General features: G+C 63.9%; 18 protein-coding genes. 5 read left to right on the plus strand and 13 right to left on the minus strand.

Annotation, left to right across the window (positions count from 1 at the left end):
- Positions 1-6: 6 nt before the first annotated feature.
- The 3 genes from HNP00_RS03850 to HNP00_RS03860 all read right to left on the minus strand — a co-directional run bounded on the left by HNP00_RS03850 (position 7) and on the right by HNP00_RS03860 (position 3,838).
- Positions 7-1,671, minus strand: coding sequence for a sugar ABC transporter substrate-binding protein (locus HNP00_RS03850; RefSeq protein ID WP_184736120.1), 1,665 nt, complete (start codon positions 1,669-1,671; stop codon positions 7-9).
- A 78-nt stretch (positions 1,672-1,749) separates the two neighbouring features.
- Complete coding sequence (locus tag HNP00_RS03855; protein ID WP_260404748.1) at positions 1,750-2,727, minus strand: carbohydrate ABC transporter permease; 978 nt, start codon at positions 2,725-2,727, stop codon at positions 1,750-1,752.
- Between the two features lie 73 nt (positions 2,728-2,800).
- Entirely contained in the window at positions 2,801-3,838 is a 1,038-nt protein-coding gene (locus tag HNP00_RS03860; protein WP_184736122.1) for a sugar ABC transporter permease, read from the minus strand.
- Positions 3,839-4,179: 341 nt separating this feature from the next.
- Here HNP00_RS03860 and HNP00_RS23135 point away from each other — a divergent pair, with 341 nt between their 5' ends.
- Positions 4,180-4,347 carry a sulfatase-like hydrolase/transferase gene (locus HNP00_RS23135; protein WP_311770501.1) on the plus strand — a complete coding sequence of 56 codons (168 nt, stop codon included), beginning with the start codon at positions 4,180-4,182 and terminating at the stop codon, positions 4,345-4,347.
- Positions 4,310-5,374, plus strand: coding sequence for a sulfatase-like hydrolase/transferase (locus HNP00_RS03865; RefSeq protein WP_311770490.1), 1,065 nt, complete (start codon positions 4,310-4,312; stop codon positions 5,372-5,374). The genes HNP00_RS23135 and HNP00_RS03865 overlap by 38 nt, the downstream gene beginning before the upstream one ends.
- On the opposite strand, the gene HNP00_RS03870 is transcribed toward HNP00_RS03865, so the two are convergent.
- From HNP00_RS03870 to HNP00_RS03890, 5 genes are all read right to left on the minus strand, one after another.
- Entirely contained in the window at positions 5,304-5,891 is a 588-nt protein-coding gene (locus HNP00_RS03870; protein WP_221451179.1) for a hypothetical protein, read from the minus strand. The two genes, HNP00_RS03865 and HNP00_RS03870, sit on opposite strands and share 71 nt — an antisense overlap.
- 256 nt (positions 5,892-6,147) lie before the next feature.
- The gene (gene gatB / locus HNP00_RS03875) at positions 6,148-7,656 is read right to left on the minus strand and encodes an Asp-tRNA(Asn)/Glu-tRNA(Gln) amidotransferase subunit GatB (RefSeq protein ID WP_184736126.1); all 1,509 of its coding nucleotides are present in this window, start codon (positions 7,654-7,656) and stop codon (positions 6,148-6,150) included.
- Positions 7,656-9,227: an Asp-tRNA(Asn)/Glu-tRNA(Gln) amidotransferase subunit GatA gene (gene gatA, locus HNP00_RS03880; protein ID WP_184736128.1), complete on the minus strand. Its 1,572-nt coding sequence runs from the start codon at positions 9,225-9,227 to the stop codon at positions 7,656-7,658. The genes gatB and gatA overlap by 1 nt, the downstream gene beginning before the upstream one ends.
- Before the next feature lie 4 nt (positions 9,228-9,231).
- The gene (gene gatC / locus HNP00_RS03885) at positions 9,232-9,528 is read right to left on the minus strand and encodes an Asp-tRNA(Asn)/Glu-tRNA(Gln) amidotransferase subunit GatC (RefSeq protein ID WP_184736130.1); all 297 of its coding nucleotides are present in this window, start codon (positions 9,526-9,528) and stop codon (positions 9,232-9,234) included.
- Between the two features lie 146 nt (positions 9,529-9,674).
- A complete protein-coding gene (locus HNP00_RS03890) occupies positions 9,675-11,144 on the minus strand; it encodes a CitMHS family transporter (RefSeq protein ID WP_184736132.1) in 1,470 nt (489 codons plus the stop codon).
- Positions 11,145-11,370: 226 nt separating this feature from the next.
- Here HNP00_RS03890 and HNP00_RS03895 point away from each other — a divergent pair, with 226 nt between their 5' ends.
- Both HNP00_RS03895 and HNP00_RS03900 read left to right on the plus strand, forming a co-directional pair.
- Positions 11,371-13,173 (plus strand): sensor histidine kinase, encoded by a 1,803-nt coding sequence (locus tag HNP00_RS03895; protein ID WP_184736134.1) that lies wholly within the window; start codon positions 11,371-11,373, stop codon positions 13,171-13,173.
- Positions 13,170-13,844: a response regulator gene (locus tag HNP00_RS03900; RefSeq protein ID WP_184736136.1), complete on the plus strand. Its 675-nt coding sequence runs from the start codon at positions 13,170-13,172 to the stop codon at positions 13,842-13,844. The genes HNP00_RS03895 and HNP00_RS03900 overlap by 4 nt, the downstream gene beginning before the upstream one ends.
- Before the next feature lie 77 nt (positions 13,845-13,921).
- Here the strand turns inward: HNP00_RS03900 and HNP00_RS03905 are convergent, their stop codons facing one another.
- Together HNP00_RS03905 and HNP00_RS03910 are read right to left on the minus strand one after the other, a co-directional pair.
- The gene (locus tag HNP00_RS03905; protein WP_184736138.1) at positions 13,922-14,302 is read right to left on the minus strand and encodes a RidA family protein; all 381 of its coding nucleotides are present in this window, start codon (positions 14,300-14,302) and stop codon (positions 13,922-13,924) included.
- Between the two features lie 59 nt (positions 14,303-14,361).
- Positions 14,362-14,874 (minus strand): GNAT family N-acetyltransferase, encoded by a 513-nt coding sequence (locus tag HNP00_RS03910; protein WP_184736140.1) that lies wholly within the window; start codon positions 14,872-14,874, stop codon positions 14,362-14,364.
- 421 nt (positions 14,875-15,295) lie between these two features.
- Here HNP00_RS03910 and HNP00_RS03915 point away from each other — a divergent pair, with 421 nt between their 5' ends.
- On the plus strand, positions 15,296-16,651 hold the full coding sequence (locus HNP00_RS03915) for an LLM class flavin-dependent oxidoreductase (RefSeq protein ID WP_184736142.1): 1,356 nt from the start codon (positions 15,296-15,298) through the stop codon (positions 16,649-16,651).
- A 130-nt stretch (positions 16,652-16,781) separates the two neighbouring features.
- Here HNP00_RS03915 and HNP00_RS03920 read toward each other — a convergent pair whose 3' ends face one another.
- The 3 genes from HNP00_RS03920 to HNP00_RS03930 are packed head-to-tail and all read right to left on the minus strand — an operon-like array spanning position 16,782 to position 20,506.
- Positions 16,782-17,609 carry an inositol monophosphatase family protein gene (locus tag HNP00_RS03920; protein WP_184736144.1) on the minus strand — a complete coding sequence of 276 codons (828 nt, stop codon included), beginning with the start codon at positions 17,607-17,609 and terminating at the stop codon, positions 16,782-16,784.
- Positions 17,606-19,846: an NAD-dependent DNA ligase LigA gene (gene ligA / locus HNP00_RS03925; RefSeq protein ID WP_311770491.1), complete on the minus strand. Its 2,241-nt coding sequence runs from the start codon at positions 19,844-19,846 to the stop codon at positions 17,606-17,608. Before ligA ends, HNP00_RS03920 begins: the two co-directional genes overlap by 4 nt.
- A gap of 57 nt (positions 19,847-19,903) precedes the next feature.
- The gene (locus HNP00_RS03930; RefSeq protein WP_184736146.1) at positions 19,904-20,506 is read right to left on the minus strand and encodes a hypothetical protein; all 603 of its coding nucleotides are present in this window, start codon (positions 20,504-20,506) and stop codon (positions 19,904-19,906) included.
- Between the last annotated feature and the right edge of the window lie 8 nt (positions 20,507-20,514).

Raw genomic sequence — 20,514 nt, forward strand, 5'->3', positions numbered from 1 at the left:
GCCCCGTCAGGCGCCGAAGACCGGGACGTCGGACGGCAATGCCGCCTGGTACTCGTCACGGATCTTGTCTCCGCCGTCGGACTTCCAGCGCTTCAGCGCGTCCTTCAATTCGTCCATCTTGGCGCGTCCGGTGATGATGTCCACCACCTTGTCCCGGAACGGCGCCTGGATTTTCGCCCCGACCTTGGAGTTGGTGTCCGAGTAGGTGCCGTTGGTCGGATTCCGCCACGCCAGGTCCAGGAGCTTCTGTTCCTGCTGGATGATGTATTTGGTGTCCTCATCGAAGCCTGGGTTGAAGATGACGTTTTCCGGGCTGGACATGATGTTCAAAGCCGACGCGAGTCCGGGGATGTTGGTATCTCCTGATTCGGTCATCTGCGGGCTGCCCTTCTGGTCCAGGGTGTAGTCCTTGCCGAGCTCGCCGTAGTTCTTCTGCATATACTCGACCGTGCCGAACGGTGCGGACAAGTAGTTGATGAGGGACAGCAGTTCGCGGATCTTGCTTTCGTCGGCCTTCTTGAACGGCGTGAATCCGACCGTGCCGTAGCCCATGTCATACGTAGGCTTGGCCTTTCCGTCCGCGCTGAACGGCACCAGGATGTCGAACTGCGCCGTTTCGCTCAAGGCCCGGTACTGGCGCATGCCGTGCGGACCAACGATGACCTGCGCGCCAACGGTGCCGTTGACTACGCGGTTGCGGATGTCTGTGGCCTTCGTGTCCGGGTAGAAGACGCCAGCGGCAAACATCTTCGCCGTGAACTCGACGCCGGCCGCGTAGGCATCCGTTTCATACAAGTGCTTCAGGGACCGGTCCTTGCCCACCGCCCAGCCGTTCGGGGCGCCGAACCACTCGGTGACCATGTGCAGGGCATTGATGTACGCCGGTTCCAGGGCGTAGCGCTGTTCGCCCGGACGCGTGATTTCCTTGGCTTTCGCGAGGAACTCCTCGGCATTGCTGGCGCTGAAACCGCCCACTTTGTCCCACGTTGCGTGGTTGCCAAGGTAGACCTGGCCGAAAGGAGTGCTCGGAATCGGAGCCCCCCAGATCTTGCCGTTCACGACGGCGGTCTTCCAGGAGTCCGGCTTGAGCGCCGCGAGGTTGGGGTACTCGAGGACCGCGTCCCCTGAAAGGTACTTGGTGAGGTCCTGGAACTTGGCTTCGAGCATGGGACCGACATTGGGGATGCCCTGGTTCGGCGGAACCCACATCATGTCCGGGAGGTCGTTGCTGGCCAGGACGGTGGCGAACTTGGCAGGGTATCCGTCACCGATGTCCTCGGCGATCTGCAGCTCCAGGTCTCCGCCGAGCTTGGCGTTGAGGCGTTGCCAGAAGGCGTTGTCCTTCATCCCCGGGCTCATCGTGTCGAAGGTCTCCGTGAGGCCGGTGACCTTGCCCTTGAGCGGGACGGAGGTGACGGATTGCACCGGTGTGGGGAGCTTGAAGTACGCGGACTGCAAGCCCTTGGCGTTGCCGGGGAGGTCCGGGGTCAGGCCGGTGAATTCCTTGTAGGTCGGCAGTTTGACGGAAGCAGAGGCAGCGGCGCCCCCGTTTCCGGCTCCGCCGGCTCCTCCGCCACACGCGGCGAGCCCAACGGTAGCGACGGTCAACCCGGCGAGGCCGAGGAACCCGCGCCTGCTGACGCCGGAAGTGCCTGGGATGGTACTGGTCATGGCAGAACCCTTTCTGAGGTGGTGTGGGTGGTGCGTTTCGTTGCGTGAAAAGTGCGGGGATTCTTGCTTGGGCCGGCGTTAGCCCTTGACTGCGCCGGTAATGACGCCCTTGGCGAAGTGCTTCTGCAGGAATGGGTAGACCATGAGGATGGGGACCAGGGCCACTACCACTACGGCCATCTGGATGGATTGCGGCGGCGGCGCGGTGGTGATTCCCAGCTGATCGGCGGCGCCGCTGCCCTGCACGACGAAGTTCCGCAGGAGCAGCTGGATGGGCCATTTGCTGTGATCGTTGATGTAGAGCAGGGCGTTGAAGAATGAGTTCCAGAAACCCACCGCGTAGAACAGCCCGACGACGGCGATCACGGCTTTGGAGAGCGGCATCACGATCCGCCACAGGATTTGCCAATCGGTGGCGCCGTCGATCCGTGCGCTCTCGATCAGTTCACCGGGGATGTTCATGAAGAAGGACCTCATGACCACGAAGTTGAAGGCCCCGAAGATGCCGGGAAGGATCAGGGACCACAAGGAATCTAAGAGGTTCAGTTGGCGGATCATCAGGAACGACGGGATGAGCCCGGGGGCAAAAAGCAGGGTAAACAGCACTCCGAGGATCACCGGACGGCCAAACAGCACTGTACGGCTGGTGGCATAGGCCATGGTGATGGTGACGAAGAGGGCCAAGACCGTGCCGATGGCGGTGACAAACAAGGACACCCCGAGGGACTGGATGACCATGGGGCCTTTGAAGATGGTGACGTAGGCGTCCAGCGTTGGCCGTTCGGGCCAGAGGACAAATCCACCTGCCCGCATGAGCTGATCGTTGTCCGCCAGGGAGGTGGACACGACCAACAGGATGGGCGTCAGGATGGAGACGCTGAAGACAATCAGGACCAGCGCCTTGATGGTTTGGTAGAGAGGCGACGGCCGCTCTTTCCAGACGGGCCGTTTGGGGTTGTAACTCAGTTCCTTGACCTTGCGGACGACCTTGCGGGTGGCCTTGCGGGTGGCCTCGCTGGAGGCAGGGGTCTTTCTGGCGGGCAGTGTGGTTGCCATGGTGTTCTCCTTGTGCGAATTCCGGACGGGGTGAGGCGGCCCGGCGGGCGTGCCGGCTGGGCCAGTCGGGCGGCTAGCCGACCTTCTTCGCAAAAATTCCGTCTTCGCCGAAGCGATGGGCAAGTTTGTTGGCGGCATAGATCAGCAGTGCGCTGACCACTCCCTTGGCGAGGCCGGCGGCGGCGCCGGTACTCCATCCGCCGCCGATGACGCCGGTGTAATACGTGAAGGTGTCCAGGACTTCCGCTGCTCCGGCCCCGACTGCGTCGCGTTGGAGGATGAACTGCTCGAAGCCCACCGAGAGGATGTCGCCGATACGGAGGATGAGCAGGAGGACGATGACAGGACGGAGCCCGGGGAGCGTGATGTGCCACATGCGACGCCAACGGCCTGCCCCGTCGGCCGCTGCTGCCTCGTACAGCGATGCATCGATGCTGGCGAGTGCAGCGAGGAAGATGATCATGGCCCAACCGGCGTCCTTCCAGATCATCTGGGCAACCACGAGGACAGGGAAGGACTCAGGATTGGTCATGAACGGCACGGCGTCCATACCGAATTGCCGCAAGGTGTTGTTCACAAACCCCGCTCCGCCAAGCATTTGCTGGAAGAAAGCGATGACCAGTACCCAGGACAGGAAGTGCGGCAGGTAGGCGATGCTCTGGAACACCTTCCGTACCCGGGCGCTCACCAGTGAATCCACGATCAATGCCAACACCAGCGGCACCGGGAAAAGGAAGACCAGTTGCCAGGCGGCCAGGTACAGGGTGTTCCAGAACGCGTGGACGAAGTCCGGGTTGCCGAACAGGTCCACGAAGTTCTGCCAACCTACCCACAGGCTGTCGCCGATGCCGAGATAGGGCTGGTAGTCCTGGAACGCGATCACGTTGCCCAGGATGGGAACGTAAAAGAACAACAGCAGGAACGCGATGCCCGGGAGCATCATCAGGAGCATCTGCTTGTCGCGTCGCAGCCGGGACTTAAACGATTGCGCGGTGGGAACGGGAGCCTTGCTCCGCCTCAGCCTGCCTCGGCTCAGCCGCTTCCCTTCGGCATGGGCCGGGACGCGGTCTGCCTCCGGCAGCGCCGGGGCTTCTTCCGTCGTCGAGTTCATGCGTTCTCCTCGTGTTTTCGTGGCGCGTGGTGGGTTCACTGGAACCGGGGCGACGTTTCGGATGGCCATGTGATGACTGCCACGTTCGTTAACCGTTTAACAAACCATAAGTGACGCCTGTCTCCTTTTGCAAGATCATGATTGAAACTTGATTGGAAGATCAGATTTCGTCACCGGGCGCGAGGCAGTCTACGTGGCCCGCCCTTGACGAAGCGATCAAAACTGACAATAGTTGACGGAAATCAGCCAACTTAAATCAGATTCTTGCGTATGCGACCAAGTAGCGTACGCTAGAGAACCAGGAGCAAGCCATCGCCACGGGCCAACCGAACGTCGTCCTGATATGCGTCGACGAATGGCGGGGCGGCTGTCTCTCCGCCGCCGGACACCCCTACGTGGAAACACCCCACCTGGACGAACTGGCCCGCCAAGGAGTTCGTTTCTCGAAGGGCTACTCCGCCACGCCCACGTGTGTTCCTGCCCGAGTTGCAGGACTTCGGATTCTTTGACGACTATGTTCCATGGCTTCGCCGCCAGCCGGGTCAGACCCCTGATGCGGAATATTTCGACCACGGCGTCAACTGCAATTCCGTGGTGGCCCGGCCCTGGGACAAGCCCGAGCAACTGCACCCGAGCCACTGGATCGGCACCCAAGCCGTGGAGTGGATGTACCGGAGGGACCCCACCAAACCCTTCTTCCTCTACCTGTCCTTCCACCGGCCGCACCCGCCTTACGATCCTCCGCGCTGGGCCTTCGAGCAGTATTTGGACATCCCCGAATACCGGCCAGTCGAGGGAAATTGGGAGCACCACTGGGACGAGTTCAGGAAGGACGGAGACTATCAGGCAGCCTTCGGCGAGCTCCCGGACCGCACCGTCCACCGCGCCAGGGCAGGCTACTACGGACTCATGGCGCAAATCGATCTCCAGATCAACCGCATCAAGGAATCGCTGGTGGACTTCGGCCTCTACGACAACACCATCATTGCCTTCACGAGCGACCACGGCGAGATGATGGGCGATCACCATATGTTCCGCAAGGCGGTGCCCTACGAAGGTTCCGCGCGGGTTCCCTTCATCATCGCGGACGCGGCGTCCCAGCGGAACTCGGCTCGCGCCGTCGTCGTGGACCATGTGGTGGAGCTGCGCGACGTCATGCCTACGCTCCTGGATCTCGCGGGGGTGGACATTCCCGACTCAGTCGACGGCGTGTCGCTCGCCCCATATCTGCGGGACCCAGCAAGGGCGTGGAGGAACTCTTCGATCTCGACGCCGACCCGCACGAGTGCCTCAACCTCGCCGGCCAGCCCGAGTCGGATCAGTTGTTGCAGCTTTGGCGCGCACGCATGGTGGAAACCCTCCAGGGCCGCGAGGAAGGCTTCGTGCGGGACGGCGAACTGGTGCCCGGGGCGCCTGTCACCACGATGCTCCGGCACGTGCGGGACCGGCTCGCCGCGGCCCCTTCCTAGACACTGCCCCCGTAGCCCAGCCGCCGTCCGCCGCCATTGGGCGCAACCGGCAGGGTACCTGAAATGATGCGGTTGGCGGTTACTGTAGTGCCACTCTTCGTGCCGGAGATTGCAACCGTGTCGCCCGTTTTCAGGTCAGTGGCCTTGATGGTTTGAAGCGATGGACGACGCCCTTGCGTGCCCGTTCCGGCTGTAGGGTACTTAACGATGGTAGTTGACGACGTGATCGCGTAGCTCTGCGTGAAGCCGTCATCGCTCTTCACGGAAATGTTCGCAGCGCTGACCGACTGCACGGTGCCGCGCTGCGTCACCATAGTCGTGAACGTGCCGTCCTTGTTCTTGACAGTGAACTCACCGTGAATCCCCGGGCCTGCGAAGCCGCGTGGAAGTACCGGAAAATGCTTGGCGTTGCCGGGTGACGGGGTGGCGGGTGCCGTTGTTCCGGGCGACGCTGTGCTCGTAGGCGCAGCGCCCACGTACGAAGGGATGATCTGGCCGGCAGCCCAGACTGCGGCCACGCCACCGCCGCTCAAGACGACGGCGATACCGCCGGCGATGAGGGCCTTGCGAAGCCCCGGAGTCATGGTGGACACGGCCGAATCCTCTCTCCGCTCCTCCCCGTACCGGTAAGGGGCGGGCAGCAAAGAACTGATGACTCCATGATGAGCCTTGAAGCTGTGTGAGGGCTGTGGATCCAGACACAACTAGGTCGCAGTTGTTGTCGTTTTGACGGCTCATAACGACAACAACTGCCGGGCCCACGCCGCCAGGGTTCCCTGGCCGAGCGAAGCGAGGTTAGGGAGGCGGTGGGGACTAGTTGGGTTGGGAGGCGGTGGGGAATCAGCCCTCGACGCCGAGCTTCTCCAGGATCAGCTCCTTGACGCGGCCGGCATCGGCCTGCCCCCGGGTGGCCTTCATGACTCCGCCGACGATCGCACCGATGGCCTGAAGCTTACCGCTGCGGATCTTCTCCGCCACGTCCGGCTGGGCCGCCAGTGCGGCGTCGATCGCTTCCAGCAGCGGGCCGTCGTCGGACACGACCGCGAGGCCGCGCTTCTCGACGATCTCCGCCGGGGTGCCCTCGCCGGCGAGGACGCCCTCGAGCACCTGGGAAGCCATCTTGTTGTTGATCTTGCCGCCCTCGACGAGCTTGTTGAGCTCCACGATGGTTTCCGGCGTGACGCCGAGTTCGGAGGGATCGACGTCGGCCGTCTTGGCGCGTCCGACGATCTCGCCCATCCACCACTTGCGGGCCACGGAGGCGCTGGCACCGGCGGCGATGGTCTCCTCGATGGAGTCCATGACGCCGGCGTTCACGACGTCGCGGAACTCAAGGTCCGAATAGCCCCAGTCCGCCTGGAGCCGCTTGCGGCGGGCCGCGGGCGGCTCGGGCAGCGTGGCGCGGAGTTCTTCAACCCACTCACGGGACGCGAGGACCGGAACGAGGTCCGGCTCCGGGAAGTAGCGGTAGTCGTCCGCGTCGGACTTTGCCCGGCCCGACGTCGTCGTGCGCGTGTCCTCATGCCAGTGGCGCGTTTCCTGGATGACCGGCTCACCGGAGTCCAGAACGGCGGCGTGGCGCTGGATTTCGTAACGGACGGCGTGCTCGACGGCGCGCAGCGAGTTCACGTTCTTCGTCTCCGAACGGATGCCGAAGCGTTCGCGGCCGTGCGGGCGCAGCGAGACGTTGGCATCGCAACGGACGTTGCCGCGTTCCATCTTGGCGTCGGAAACGCCGAGGTTTTTGACGATCTCGCGGACAGCGGCAACGTAGGCCTTGGCGAGTTCAGGGGCACGGCTACCGGCGCCTTCGATCGGCTTGGTGACGATTTCCACGAGCGGAACACCGGACCGGTTGTAGTCCACCAGCGAGTAGTCGGCACCCTGGATGCGGCCCGTGGCGCCACCCATGTGGGTCAGCTTGCCGGCGTCTTCCTCCATGTGTGCACGCTCGATCTCGACGCGGAACACCGTACCGTCCGATAGCTCGATGTCCAGGTAGCCGTCGTACGCGATGGGCTCGTCATATTGGGACGTCTGGAAGTTCTTTGGGGTGTCCGGGTAGAAATAGTTCTTCCGGGCGAAGCGGCAGGACTCGGCGATCTTGCAGTTCAGGGCAAGGCCGATCTTGATGGAGGATTCCACTGCCGTCTTGTTCACCACGGGCAGGACGCCGGGCATGCCAAGGTCCACCTCGTTGACGTTGGTGTTCGGCTCGTCCCCGAAGACGTTCGGGGCGGAGGAGAACATCTTGGTCTTGGTGTTGAGCTCCACGTGGACCTCGAAGCCAAGGACGGGATCGTACTTCTCCATGGCCTCTTCGAAGCTGAGGATGGCGTCGGTAGACATCAGTTGGAACCTCCGGCGATGGTGGAGCTGGAATCGAGAACGGGCGCCTTCAGTACAGGGGCGCGGTCCAGCAAGGGGCCGCCCCACTTCTCTTCGAGCAAGGATTCAAGGACAGCACCCACGCGGTACAGGCGGGCGTCCTCACGGGCAGGCGCCAACAGCTGGATGCCTACGGGCAGGCCGTCTTCGTCAGCCAGGCCGCCCGGGAGGGACAAGCCGGGAATCCCCGCCATGTTCGCCGGGATGGTGGCGACGTCGTTGAGGTACATTGCCAGCGGATCGTCCAGCTTCTCCCCCAGCTTGAAGGCAGTGGTGGGAGCCGTGGGCGAAATCAGGACGTCTGCCTGGGCGAACGCGGCTTCGAAGTCACGCTGGATGAGCGTGCGGACCTTCTGGGCCGAGCCGTAGTAGGCGTCGTAGTAGCCGGCGCTCAGGGCGTACGTGCCCAGGATGATGCGGCGCTTGACCTCATCGCCGAAGCCTGCGGCGCGGGTAGCGGCCATGACTCGTTCGATTGTCATGGGGCCGTCCTTGGGCAGGACACGCAAGCCGTAGCGGACGCCGTCGAACTTGGCTAGGTTGCTGGAGACCTCGGACGGCATGATCAGGTAGTAGGCGCCCAGCGCGTACTTGAAGTTGGGGCAGGAAACCTCGACGATTTCCGCGCCCGCCTCCTTGAGAAGCTCAAGGGACTCGTTGAAACGGTTCTCGACGCCGGCCTGGTAGCCCTCGCCGTGGAGTTCCTTGATGATGCCGATCTTCATGCCGGTGACATTGCCCGTCTTGGCTGCGGCAACGAGCGTGTCGAAAGGGTCCGTCAGCGAGGTGGAGTCGAAGGGATCGTGCCCGCCGATGACTTCCTGCAGGAGGGCCGAGTCCAGCACGGTCCGCGATACGGGGCCGATCTGGTCCAGCGAAGACGCCATGGCGATTGCGCCGTAGCGGGAAACAGCACCGTAGGTGGGCTTCATGCCAACTGTGCCGGTGACGGCGCCGGGTTGGCGGATGGATCCACCGGTGTCCGTGCCGAGGGCCAGCGGAGCTTCGAAAGCGGCGACGGCGGCCGCGGAGCCACCGCCCGAGCCACCGGGAATGCGGTCCAGGTCCCACGGGTTGCGGGTGGGGCCGTACGCCGAGTGTTCCGTGGAAGAACCCATGGCGAATTCGTCCAGGTTGGTCTTGCCCAGGATGGGCATCTTCGCCGCCCGCAGCCTTTTGATGACGGTCGCGTCGTAGGGGCTGTGCCAGCCCTCGAGGATCTTGGAACCGGCCGTGGTTGGCTGGCCGATCGTCACGATGAGGTCCTTGACGGCGATGGGTACGCCCGCGAGCTCGTGCAACGCCTCGGCTTCGGCACCACCAGCGGCGCGGATCGCGTCCACCTCGGCGGCGACGGCGAGCGCCTCTTCAGCGTTGACATGCAAAAACGCATTGACTTGCCCGTCGACGTCTGCAATGCGGTCCAGGTACGCCTGGGTGACCTCGACGGACGTGACCTCGCGCGCGGCCAGCTTGGCGGCCAACTGTGCTGCGGACAAGCGGATGAGTTCGGAGTTGTTCAATTCAGTCATTCGCTTAGTCCTCATCCAGGATTGCCGGAACCTTGAAGCGGCCCTCGAAGGAATCAGGAGCCCCGGACAAAGCCTGCTCGGCCGTGAACGTGTGGCCCACGACGTCCTCGCGGAACACGTTGTTCAACGGAATCGGGTGGGACGTAGCCGGGACATCGTCCCCGGCGGCTTCGCTGACGGACTTCACCGAGTCCACGATGACAGCAAGCTCGCCGGCCATCCTGTCCAGCTCTTCGGCACTCATTTCAATGTGAGCCAGACGCGCAAGATGCGCGACGTCGTCACGGTTGATCGCAGCCATGGATCTCCCCTGCAAAGTTCAAATGGTTTTCCGGACTAGTCTACGTTGGTTGGACAACGAACAACGCGGGGTCACTTACGGCCCATCCGGAGGTCCGGAATGGGCTGTAAGTGACCCCGCGTTGCCTGGTGCGGGTGGTTGGTTTGTTACCCGATGCCGATGGCTCCTGTCAGCATGCCTACTGCCAGCATGACGATGGAGATGACCGCTGTGCGCCACAGGACCTTTTTGTGGTGGTCACCGAGTTCTACCTTGGCCAGGGAGACGAGAAGCAGGATCGCGGGGACCAGGGGGCTCTGCAGGTGGAAGGGCTGGCCGGTGATCGAGGCCCGGGCCATTTCTGCGCCGCTGATGCCGTAGTGCGCGGCGGTTTCGCTCAGGACCGGGAGGACACCGAAGTAGAAGGCGTCGTTGCTCATGAAGAACGTCATCGGGATGCTGAGCAGGCCGGTAATCACGCCCATGAAGGGACCCATCTCGGCGGGGATGATGTGGACCAGCCACGCGGACATTTCCTTGACCATGCCGGTGCCGTTGAGGACGCCCGTGAGGACGGCTGCGGCCATGACCATGCTGACCACGGCCACGATGGACGGCGCGTGGGCCACCAGCTGCGCGCCTTGTTCCTTGACCTTGGGGAAGTTCACCAACAGGGCGATAGCGGAGCCCACCATGAAGACGTAGGGCAGCGGCACCAGGTTGGCCACCAGCATGACCATCACTGCGACGGTCAGGCCGAGGTTGAACCAGAAGAGCTTGGGGCGCAGGGTCTTGCGGTTGGGATCGAGTGCGGTGTCGGCCAAACCGGTGTCGGCAAGGTCCACCAAGGTTTCGGTGCGTTCCAGGACGCCGACGCCGGCGCCTCCGCCGGTGCCAGGCTTAGCTGCAGTGGGGGTGGAGCCGGAACCACGCGATGATCCGGTGCCGGTACCGCCGCGGCGCGTGCCGCCGTCGAACACGTCCCCGGCGTCGGCGACATCGCCCCAGATCTCGGGAGCGGTGGCGCGGAGGCGGTTACGTTCCTGCAGGCCCAAGAGCCAGGAGAAGACAAAGACGACCACCAGGCCCGCGATGAGGGACGGGACCATCGGAACAAACACGTCGTTGACGTCGATCTTGAGGGCGGTGGCCGCGCGGGCCGTGGGGCCACCCCAGGGCAGGATGTTCATGGTGCCGTTGGCCAGGCCGGCCACACAGGTCAGGACCACGGGGCTCATCTTCAAACGGAGGTAGACGGGCAGCATCGCCGCGGTGGTGAGGATGAAGGTGGTGGAGCCGTCGCCGTCGAGCGAAACAGCGGCAGCCAGAATGGCGGTACCCAGGACCACTTTGGCGGGGTCGTTGCCCAGCTTGCGGAGAATGAACTTTACCAGCGGGTCGAACAGCCCGACGTCGATCATGAGTCCGAAATACACGATCGCGAACATCAAAAGGGCGGCCGTGGACGTCATGGACTTCATCGAATCCATCACCATGCTTCCGATGCCGAGGCCGGCACCGGCAAACAAGCCAAAAATGGTGGGAACGATGATTAGCGCCAGAACGGGCGTCAACTTCTTTGTCATGATCAGGACCATGAACACCGCAATCATTGCGAATCCAAGCAATACCAGCACAGCCGGCTCCTTACTACAGTGAACGGCATCACGTCGATGTGATGCGCGATACAGAACGTATAGTGGCGACGCTCACAGCAAGGCGTTTGTGGGATTTGATGGACATACTGCTGATTGAGAGCATTTTGCTCATTGTGCTCAATGCTTCAATGGAGAGGTAGACGTAGAAATACAGCGCCGCTGCTGCCCCGCTCCAGCCGGCCAATCCCAGCCGGAAGGAGGCAAGATGCCCAGGCTTGCCCTGCGGTTCTCAACGCAGACCCTGCTCCTGCAGCTCGGCGTCGTCCTCTTGGTGGTGCTGCTTAGCGGCACCGTCCATGCGTGGCTCGTCTATGGGCGGATCGGCGCGGAGGCGGAAAACCAGGCGCTGACCTTGGCGCGCACCGTGGCCTCGGACCCCGTGATTCGATCCCAGGTCCAAGCCATCAGCAAGGAGCCGGGAACCCCGCCTCCTGCGGTGCTCGCGGCCGGACCCATCCAGGCCGCTGCCGAGGCTGCCAGGGGCCGCACCGGCGCTTTGTTCGTGGTGGTCACGGACGAGACCGGCCTGCGGCTGGCGCACCCGGACCAAGCCCGGCTTGGCGAACGGGTCAGCACGGACCCCTCGGATGCCCTGTCCGGAAAGGAAATCACCACCCGGAACACCGGGACCCTGGGACCATCCGCGGGCGCCAAGGTCCCGGTCTTCGCGCCGGATTCCGCCGCGGCTCCCGGTTCCGCGGCGACCGTGGTGGGCGAAGTCAGTGTGGGATATTCCGTGGAGTCGCTCGGCCAAAGCCTTGCCGAGGACATCGTCCCCATTGCGCTCACGGCCGCGGGCTCCCTGGTTGCCGGTGTCCTAGCGTCATTCCTCCTGCGCCGCAGATTGCAACGCCTGACGCTGGGCCTCGAACCCGAAGAAATCAGCACCCTTGTACATGACCAGATAGCCGTGCTTCAAGGCGTGGACGACGGCGTGATCGGCGTTTCCGCCGATGGGCGCATCACGGTCTTCAACGCTGCGGCAAGGCGCCTGCTGGGCATGCCGGAAGAATCTGGAACTCCCGGTTCGCCCGCCATGGCTGGCGCCACCGATGGACATGTCCTCACGGGAACCAGCTGGGAAAGGGCCGCCGTCCCGGCCCAACTGAAGGCACTCACTCAGCCGTCGGCGCACGACGCCGAAGCTGTGGAAATCGTCGCCGCCGGGCGGGTCCTCGTAGCCAATGCCCGCAAGGCGCTGCACCGCAAGGAGGATCTCGGCTGGGTGGTCATGCTCAGGGACCGCACCGAACTGCAGCAGCTGACGCGCCAGCTCGACGCCGTCGGCACCATGTCTGCCGCGCTGCGGGCCCAGCGCCACGAGTTCGCGAACCAGCTCCACACGATCGCCGGCTTCATGAGCATCGGCCAACACGGCCAGGCCAAGGACTACCTCGCCAGGATCTCCGCCACCGGCCCGCTGAAGTTTCCTGTGCAGCAGGCCGAGCTCCTGCAGGATCCCTATCTGCAGGCGTTCGTCGGCGCGAAAGGCGTGGAGGCGGATGAGCGAGGCGTGACCTTGCGTATCGGTCCCGAAACCTTGGTGCGGGGTCATGTCACCGAGCCGCAGGACGTCACCACGGTCCTTGGCAACCTGATCGACAACGCCGTCAACGCCGCCGTCGCCGGCTCTTCGACGCAACGCTGGGTGGAGGTTGAGCTGCTTGACCAACCGGGGCCCGACGGCGGCACGCTGCACATCGTCGTCGCGGACTCCGGCGACGGTCTCGGCGAGGTCGAGCCAGAGAGGGTGTTCGTGGAAGGATTCACGACGGCGGAGCCAGCCGAAGGCGGAATCACCAGCCCAGGCGGGCAGGGACTGGGGCTCGCGTTGGTGCGGCAGCTCGCGCGGCGTCGCGGAGGCGATGTGCGCGTCCTGGAGCCCGGCTCCCCCGGCGGTCCAGGCGCCGTCTTCATGGCAACCATGCCCGGGGTCACCGGCGCGCCGAGCGATGCCCCGCTGACCGAACATCCCACAGCAACTGAACCGAAGGAAGGACACCAATGAGCGAAGACTTCAGGGTGTTGATAGTGGATGACGACTTCCACGTCGCCAAGCTCCATGCAGCCTACGTGGATTCCGTGGCCGGCTTCCTGGCCTTGGCTCCGGTGGGATCCACGGCTCAGGCGCTGCAGACCGTGCACAGTCTCCGGCCGGACCTCGTGTTGCTGGATGTGTATCTGCCGGACGGTTCGGGCCTGGATCTCCTAGGGCAACTCGATGTGGATGCCATGATGCTGACCGCGGCCTCCGATGCCGTGTCCATCAGGACAGCCCTGCGCCGCGGAGCCTTGGCCTATCTCCTGAAACCGTTCACCGCCGAATTACTGTCGCAGCAGCTGCGTTCCTATGCCCGCTACCGGCGGATCCTCGGTCAACAGCATGCAGTGGACCAGGAGACCATCGAGCGGGCCAAACGGGCACTCATCGCCGGTGACGTGGCGCCGTCGGGCAAGCCTCGTTCGGCAACCGAAGCGTCCGTGCTTGACTCCTTGGCACCGGGGGAACAATACTCCGCGGCAGAAGTGGCGGAACGGGTGGGTGTCTCACGCGCCACGGCGCAACGGTACCTGTCCTCGCTTGCCGACGACGGCGCCGTCGAGATCCAACTGCGTTACGGCACCACGGGCCGCCCGGAACACCGCTACGGCGTCCCCGCGCGGCTCTCCCCCAAGTAGCAGCCCACCCAACTGACTCGCAGTAGATGTCGTTATGAGGCGTCAAAACGACATCTACTGCGAGTTAGTTGGGCTGCTTAGGCGCTCTTCTGGGCTACCAGCTCGATCTCGACGAGCATTTCCGGGTCGAGGAACGGCAGGACGTGGACCAGGGAGAGAGTGGGGCGGATCTCGCCGAAGACCTCGCCATGCGCGCGACCGGCGTCTTCCCACTTGCTGATGTCCGTTAGGTACAGCTTGGACTGCACGACGTCCTCGTAGGAGAACCCGGCGTCGGCCAGGACCGCTTCGAGCTTTTCGAGAATGTATTTGGTCTGCGAGTAGAAGTCGTCGCCCACAATGCCATCAGGCCCGGACGCCGCCGTGGCCGAAATGAAGAGTGTGTTGTCCACTTGGACCGCACGAGAGTATCCAAGGGTCTGTTCCCAGACCGAACCCGTGCCGAATGTCTTGCGCATGCCGCGCCTTTCTCAGTTTTCCGCACCCGGCACGATGGCCGGGACTTTACGAGGAAACTTTAAGGCTGACGGACATCCTGCCGGTAAACGAACAGCTTTATGTCGGTCCCCGGGACGAACCAATCGCGTTCGGGCTCGCGCTCGAAACCGGTCTTGGCATAGAGCGCGTTGGCGCTTTCCCACGTGGCGCCCGTGGTGAGGGAAACAGCGTTGATGCCCTCCATGGATCGGGCCTGGTCAACTACTGCCTGCACAAGTGCCCGTCCCGCTCCGGAGCGCTGCACTTCGGGGTCAACCACCAGGGTGCGCATTTCGAGCTCGTCCGGGAATCCGATGTCCGAAAAGTCGCCGCCTGCCTTGGCCGAGGTGACAGATCCGATGACTCGGCCGTCGCGCTCGGCGACGAAAACGTCGGCGTGCCGAGCACGGCCTGCCACATCGCGGAGCTTCTGCAGATACGGGTGGTCCGGGCTGCCGTAGTAGCCGGCGGTCACGTAGGAGGCCATCGTGATGCGGGCTACGGCGTCGTAGTCTTCGGGCAAGGCGGGACGGACGGAAATCTGCGAATGCACTGATCCATGGTAGTCGCGTCCGCAGTGCCGGGCCTACCAAAGCGCCGTTTCCGTGACCGAACTATCACCGGGGGCGTCAGTCTCGGTGGCGGCGCCGCGTCCGCCCGCCCCCCCGAACGCTCCTGCAGATATACACCCCAATCCCCCAACGCTCCTGCAGATATACACCCCAATCCCCCATCGCTCGCTCAGATAGATGTGCTCGCCCTGATACATGTGAAGGAGCGTTGAGGGAATAGCCCATATAAGTGAGCGAGCATCGCGGTCTGCTCCCGAACGTTGCTTCCCGTGGCGCCAGATTGAGTCCGGTTTCCGGCTGTGAAGCCCGGTTTCCTGCTGTTGCGGGAAGGTTTCGCAGTGCTGGCGCGGGGCGGGTGTCTCGTGGTTGATTGGCGGCCAGGCCACAACGAAAGGAACCCACATGAGCCCCCAGCAACGCACACTCCACCTAAACGCATTCCTCATGAGCACCGGCCATCACGAGGCGTCCTGGCGCTTGCCTGAAAGCAACCCGCGCGCCAGCACCGACATCCGGCATTACCAAAACCTTGCGCGGATCGCCGAGCGCGGCACGTTTGACTCTATCTTCTTCGCCGACTCCCCCGTGATCTTCGGCGATGTCGGACGCCGGCCCGCGGGCAAACTCGAACCGACGGTGCTGCTCACCGCAATTGCGGCTGCCACCGAAAAGATCGGCCTCATCGCCACGGCGTCGACCACCTACAACGATCCCTTCAACTTGGCCAGGCGCTTCGCCTCGGTGGACTTCGTCAGTGGCGGGAGGGCAGGTTGGAACGTGGTGACTACAGCCGGACCGGAAGCCGCACGGAACTTCGGCATCGACGATCAGCCCGCCCATGCGACCCGCTATGAACGGGCAGCCGAGTTCCTGGAGGTGGCCGCCAAGCTCTGGGACAGTTGGGAGGACGACGCCGTGCTTGCGGACAAGGAAGGCGGCATCTGGGCAGACTCAGCCAAGGTCCGGCCCATCGACCACGTCGGCAAGCACTTCCGGGTCCGCGGACCACTCAATGTGCCACGCTCTCCCCAAGGCCATCCCCTGATTGTCCAAGCGGGCTCCTCCGAGAACGGCAAAAGCCTAGCCGCCCGCTACGCCGAGGCCGTGTTCACTGCCCAGCAAACCTTGGAGGGCGCCCAAGCGTTCTACACCGATCTGAAGACCCGCACCATCGGGCTGGGCCGGACGACCGAGAGCATCAAGATCCTGCCAGGGATTGTCCCCGTGATCGGCTCAACCCAGGACGAAGCGCTGCGCCTTGAGCGTGAACTGGATGAGCTCATCCGGCCAGAATACGCGAGGGCTGAGCTAGCCAAGACCCTCCGGGTGAAGCCCGAGGATCTGCCTCTGGATCGCCAGCTTCCAGCCGATCTTCCGGACGAGGACTCGATCGAAGGCGCCAAGAGCCGCTACACGCTCATTGTGGAGCTTGCCCGACGGGAGAAGCTCACGGTACGCCAACTGATCGGCCGGCTGGGAGGCGGCCGGGGACATCTGACTTTCGCGGGCACCCCGGAGCAAGTGGCCGACGAGATCCAACTGTGGTTCGAAAACGGCGCAGCTGATGGCTTCAACATCATGCCCGCTGTGTTGCCCTCAGGGCTCGAAGCCTTCGTTGACCAAGTGGTACCGGTGTTGCGTAAGCGGGGTCTGTTCCGCAGGGAGTACGCCGGCAACACGCTGAGGGAACATTACGGCTTGGAGCGCCCTGCGAATCGCCTCTCCGCCGACGAGTCCCTCGTCCGAGCGGGCGCTTGATGGCGGTCGGGCCTCCCGAGCGAGCGTCCCGCCAAAGGCCAACATACGTGAGCGAGCGTCCCGCCAAAGACCAACATACGTGAGCGAGCGTCCCGCCAAAGACCAACACAAGTGAGCGAGCGTCGAAGGGTTAGAGCGGGAACTTGCCTGAGAGTTCCAGGGTTCCTGCGCAGGTCCAGGCTTCCAGGCGGTCTGCGTCAGTGGGGCCGCCGTCCAGCGGGCTGGTCAACCGCGGGCGGCGGACCCAGCAACCGGCTTCTTCGGCAATCAGGGCACCCGCAGCGTAGTCGTGTTCGTTGAGCCCGCGCTCTCCGAAGGCATCGTGGGTTCCATCGGCCACGAGGCAGAGATCGAGCGCGGCAGAGCCCAAGCGACGAAGATCAGCGAAGCCTTCCATGAGGGTCCCGAGCCCGGCGAACTGCTCGGCCCTCGTGGCAGGATCGTAACTGAACCCGGAGGCCACGATCAGCCCGGTCCGGCCCAACAACGGCCCGCTCAACTGGGTACGCTGGCCTTTTTCTTCAAGCCAAGCCCCGTGCCCACGAGCGGCCGAGTAGACGCGTCCCAAGGCGGGGGCATTGACTACCCCGGCCAGCCACACGCCGTCGGCATCTGCAACGGCCACGGACGTGGCGTAGTAGACAATGTTCCGGATGAAGTTCGTGGTGCCGTCCAGTGGGTCGATGGACCACCGATAGCCGCTGGGCTGCTCCGGCCGGGTGGTGCCATGCTCTTCGCCCGTGATGGTGTCGTGCGGGCGGGCCGCGGTAATGGCTTCCCGCACTGCGTTCTCCGCGGCGACGTCGAAGGCAGTCACCCAGTCGCCGGCGTCGCCTTTGTTCACGACGCCGAGATCTCCCGCCGCGTTGCCGCTTGCCGGCCGGCGGGCAAGAACCCCAGCTCCGGCCTCAGCGGCTGCGCGGGCAACGGCGAGAAGATCCAAGACATCAGCCGTCATTCGGAAGCTTCCAATTCGGCCACAGTGACGGCTGCGTCTTCATCTTGTGCAGCACCGTCGGCCGGTTCAAGCACGCCATCGAGCAACGCTCTGAAACCATCCTCGTCCAGCACGCGGATGCCGAGCTGTTCAGCTTTGTCCAGCTTTGACCCGGCGTTTTCACCCGCAACCACGTAGCTGGTGTTCTTGGAAACCGAACCGGCGGCCTTACCGCCCCTGATGATGATGGCTTCCTTGGCCTCGTCCCGGCTCAGGGTGGGCAAGGATCCCGTCACCACAATGGTGAGGCCTTCCAGGTTTCGCTGTATGCCGGCGTCACGGTCGTCAACCATGCGGACACCGGCTGCCGCCCAGCTATCCACGATTTCCTGGTGCCAGTCCACGGCAAACCATTCCGTGAGTGCTACCGCAATGGTCGGCCCCACTCCGTCAACGTTGGCCAACTCCTCTTCAGGGGCGGCCCGGATGGCTTCCATGCTCCCAAAGGCCGTGGCCAGCGCCCGCGACGCGGTGGGGCCAACGTGCCGGATGGACAAGGCAACCAAAACGCGCCAGAGGGGTTGTGTCTTGGCTTTCTCGAGTTCCTTGAACAGTTTCTCCGTGGTGGCCGTAGGTTTTGAAGGGGTCTTCGCGGTGGCCTTGGAATAGAAATACGGCACCAGATCGAACGTTCCCGTGCCTACCCCCTTGGAGCGCTTCTCGCGGCGGATCCGGACCTCGGCGAGGTCCTCAGGCTTGAGGCTGAACAAAGCTGCCTCATTGCGCAGGGGCGGCGTTTCCGGCTCCGCGGGCTGGGTGAGAGCGATGGCAGCTTCCCAGCCCAAAGCCTCGATGTCGAAGGCGCCGCGGCTCGCGACATGGAAGACACGCTCACGCAACTGGGACGGGCAGGACTTCGCGTTGGGACAGCGGATATCGACGTCGCCTTCCTTCGCCGGAGCCAGCGGCGTGTGGCAGGACGGGCATTCCGTCGGCATCACGAACTCGCGCACCGGAGGATCCTGCTGATCACGCAGCGCAAGGACCGGCCCGACGATCTCAGGAATGACATCGCCCGCCTTGCGCAGCACCACGATGTCGCCGATCATGACGCCCTTGGCCTTGACGACATCCTGGTTGTGCAGCGTGGCCATCTCGACGGTGGAGCCGGCGACCTTGACCGGTACCATCACCCCATACGGCGTCACGCGGCCGGTGCGGCCAACGTTGACCTGGATGTCCAGCAGCTTGGTGTGGACTTCCTCCGGCGGGTATTTATAGGCGACGGCCCAACGAGGCACGCGCGAGGTGTACCCGAGGGCACGCTGGGTGGCGAAGTCGTCAATCTTGACCACGATGCCGTCGATCTCGTGGAGGAGGTCGTGCCGGTGTTCGCCGAAGTGCTTGATGAAGTCCAAGACTTCTTCGAAGGAGTCCAAGACCTTCAGGTACGGGCTGACCGGCAGGCCCCATTCCTCCAGCAGCTTGTACGTTTCGGACTGGCTGCTGGAATCGAGGCCTTCGCGGGCGCCGATGCCGTGAACGAACATCCGCAACGGACGTTTGGCCGTTTCCGCCGGGTCCTTCTGCCGCAAGGAGCCGGCCGCGGCATTGCGGGGGTTGGCCAGCGGCGCCTTGCCGGCCTCGATCAGGGCCTCGTTGAATTCAGCGAAAGCTTTGGACGGAATAAAGACTTCGCCCCGGATTTCCACCTCGGACGGAAAGCCACTTCCGCTGAGCTGGCGCGGGATCTCCCTGATGGTGAGCACGTTGTGGGTGATGTCCTCGCCCGTAGTGCCGTCTCCGCGCGTGGCGGCCCGAACCAGTTTGCCATCGCGGTAGAGCAGGTTCACTGCCAAGCCGTCGATCTTCAGCTCAGTCAGCCATGCAATGCGGGTAGCCGCCGTGCCCAGCTTCTCGACCGAAGCCTCGGCCTTGCGGACCCACGCTTCGAGCTCGTCCAGCGAGAACACATCCTCCAAGCTGTACATCCGCTGAAGATGCTCGACGGCGGCGAACGCGGCCGACACTTCGCCGCCCACTTCCTGCGTGGGGGAATCGTTGGAGACGAGCTCGGGATGCAGTGCCTCGAGTTCCTCAAGGCGGCGGTACAGGGAGTCGAACTCGGCATCCGAGACCGTTGGCGCATCTTCCTGGTAGTACGCATAACGGTACTTGCGGACCAGGTCTGCCAGGTTTTCGTACTCTTCCCGCACGGATTCGGCCGGAACTGCGGTTTCGCTCTCTGCTGTGCTCACGTACCTATCTTGCCGTAAATCACCGACAATTTAGGGCCGTTCCAAGACAAGGAACTGTCAGTGCGAGAACCGGTTCCGGCTCCACAAAGCGAAGGCTATGCCGCCCGCCGCCACCAAGAGCACACCGCCCATGATGGCAATCACGCCGAACATGTCCGAACCCGGCCCTTTGGCGCCGCTCACCGCAGCCGCCTGGGTGGCCTTGAGCCCGTCCTGGATAGGAGTATCCCAATTGGACGACGCCGACGGCGAGGCGCTGCTCGCCGTCGGGCTTGCCGAGGCGGTTGCGGAGCTTGAGGCTGCAGGAGCGTCCGACGGCGTCACGCTGGGTTCCGGTGCCACGGTGACCTCGACCGTGGGGACCGGCGCCGGGGCGGGAGCCACGGGGGCGGGTTGAACCGGGACGACGGGTGCCGGTGGGCCCGGCTTGCTAGGCGCTGGCGTCGACTTGGCGGGCGCAGGAGTTGCGCTCGGTGGGGCTACGGGCTGTTGTCCGCACGTTTCCTGCGTGGGCAGGCAAACGGTCTCGGCGTGGGCCGAAAGCAAAGGGAAAGCGCACATCACCATGGCCATGGCAATGCCCGCGAGGGCCACGGAGAACGGGCGTCGCACGGCGGCGCGGGTCGCGCCGCCAGAGCGCGCGGAGGAGCGTTGGGTCATGTTTACCT

This window comes from Arthrobacter sp. AZCC_0090 (assembly GCF_014207375.1).
GTDB lineage: Bacteria > Actinomycetota > Actinomycetes > Actinomycetales > Micrococcaceae > Arthrobacter.

Bases quoted from the DNA above. Each gene is read 5' to 3' on its own strand.
- gatC (WP_184736130.1), bottom strand. From the start codon at position 9,528: ATGGCTGCGATCAACCGTGACGACGTCGCGCATCTTGCGCGTCTGGCT.
- HNP00_RS03900 (WP_184736136.1), top strand. From the start codon at position 13,170: ATGAGCGAAGACTTCAGGGTGTTGATAGTGGATGACGACTTCCACGTC.
- HNP00_RS03860 (WP_184736122.1), bottom strand. From the start codon at position 3,838: ATGAACTCGACGACGGAAGAAGCCCCGGCGCTGCCGGAGGCAGACCGC.
- HNP00_RS03895 (WP_184736134.1), top strand. From the start codon at position 11,371: ATGCCCAGGCTTGCCCTGCGGTTCTCAACGCAGACCCTGCTCCTGCAG.
- gatA (WP_184736128.1), bottom strand. From the start codon at position 9,227: ATGACTGAATTGAACAACTCCGAACTCATCCGCTTGTCCGCAGCACAG.
- HNP00_RS03855 (WP_260404748.1), bottom strand. From the start codon at position 2,727: ATGGCAACCACACTGCCCGCCAGAAAGACCCCTGCCTCCAGCGAGGCC.
- HNP00_RS03905 (WP_184736138.1), bottom strand. From the start codon at position 14,302: ATGCGCAAGACATTCGGCACGGGTTCGGTCTGGGAACAGACCCTTGGA.
- HNP00_RS03930 (WP_184736146.1), bottom strand. From the start codon at position 20,506: ATGACCCAACGCTCCTCCGCGCGCTCTGGCGGCGCGACCCGCGCCGCC.
- HNP00_RS03915 (WP_184736142.1), top strand. From the start codon at position 15,296: ATGAGCCCCCAGCAACGCACACTCCACCTAAACGCATTCCTCATGAGC.
- HNP00_RS03920 (WP_184736144.1), bottom strand. From the start codon at position 17,609: ATGACGGCTGATGTCTTGGATCTTCTCGCCGTTGCCCGCGCAGCCGCT.
- HNP00_RS03850 (WP_184736120.1), bottom strand. From the start codon at position 1,671: ATGACCAGTACCATCCCAGGCACTTCCGGCGTCAGCAGGCGCGGGTTC.
- gatB (WP_184736126.1), bottom strand. From the start codon at position 7,656: ATGTCTACCGACGCCATCCTCAGCTTCGAAGAGGCCATGGAGAAGTAC.
- HNP00_RS03870 (WP_221451179.1), bottom strand. From the start codon at position 5,891: ATGACTCCGGGGCTTCGCAAGGCCCTCATCGCCGGCGGTATCGCCGTC.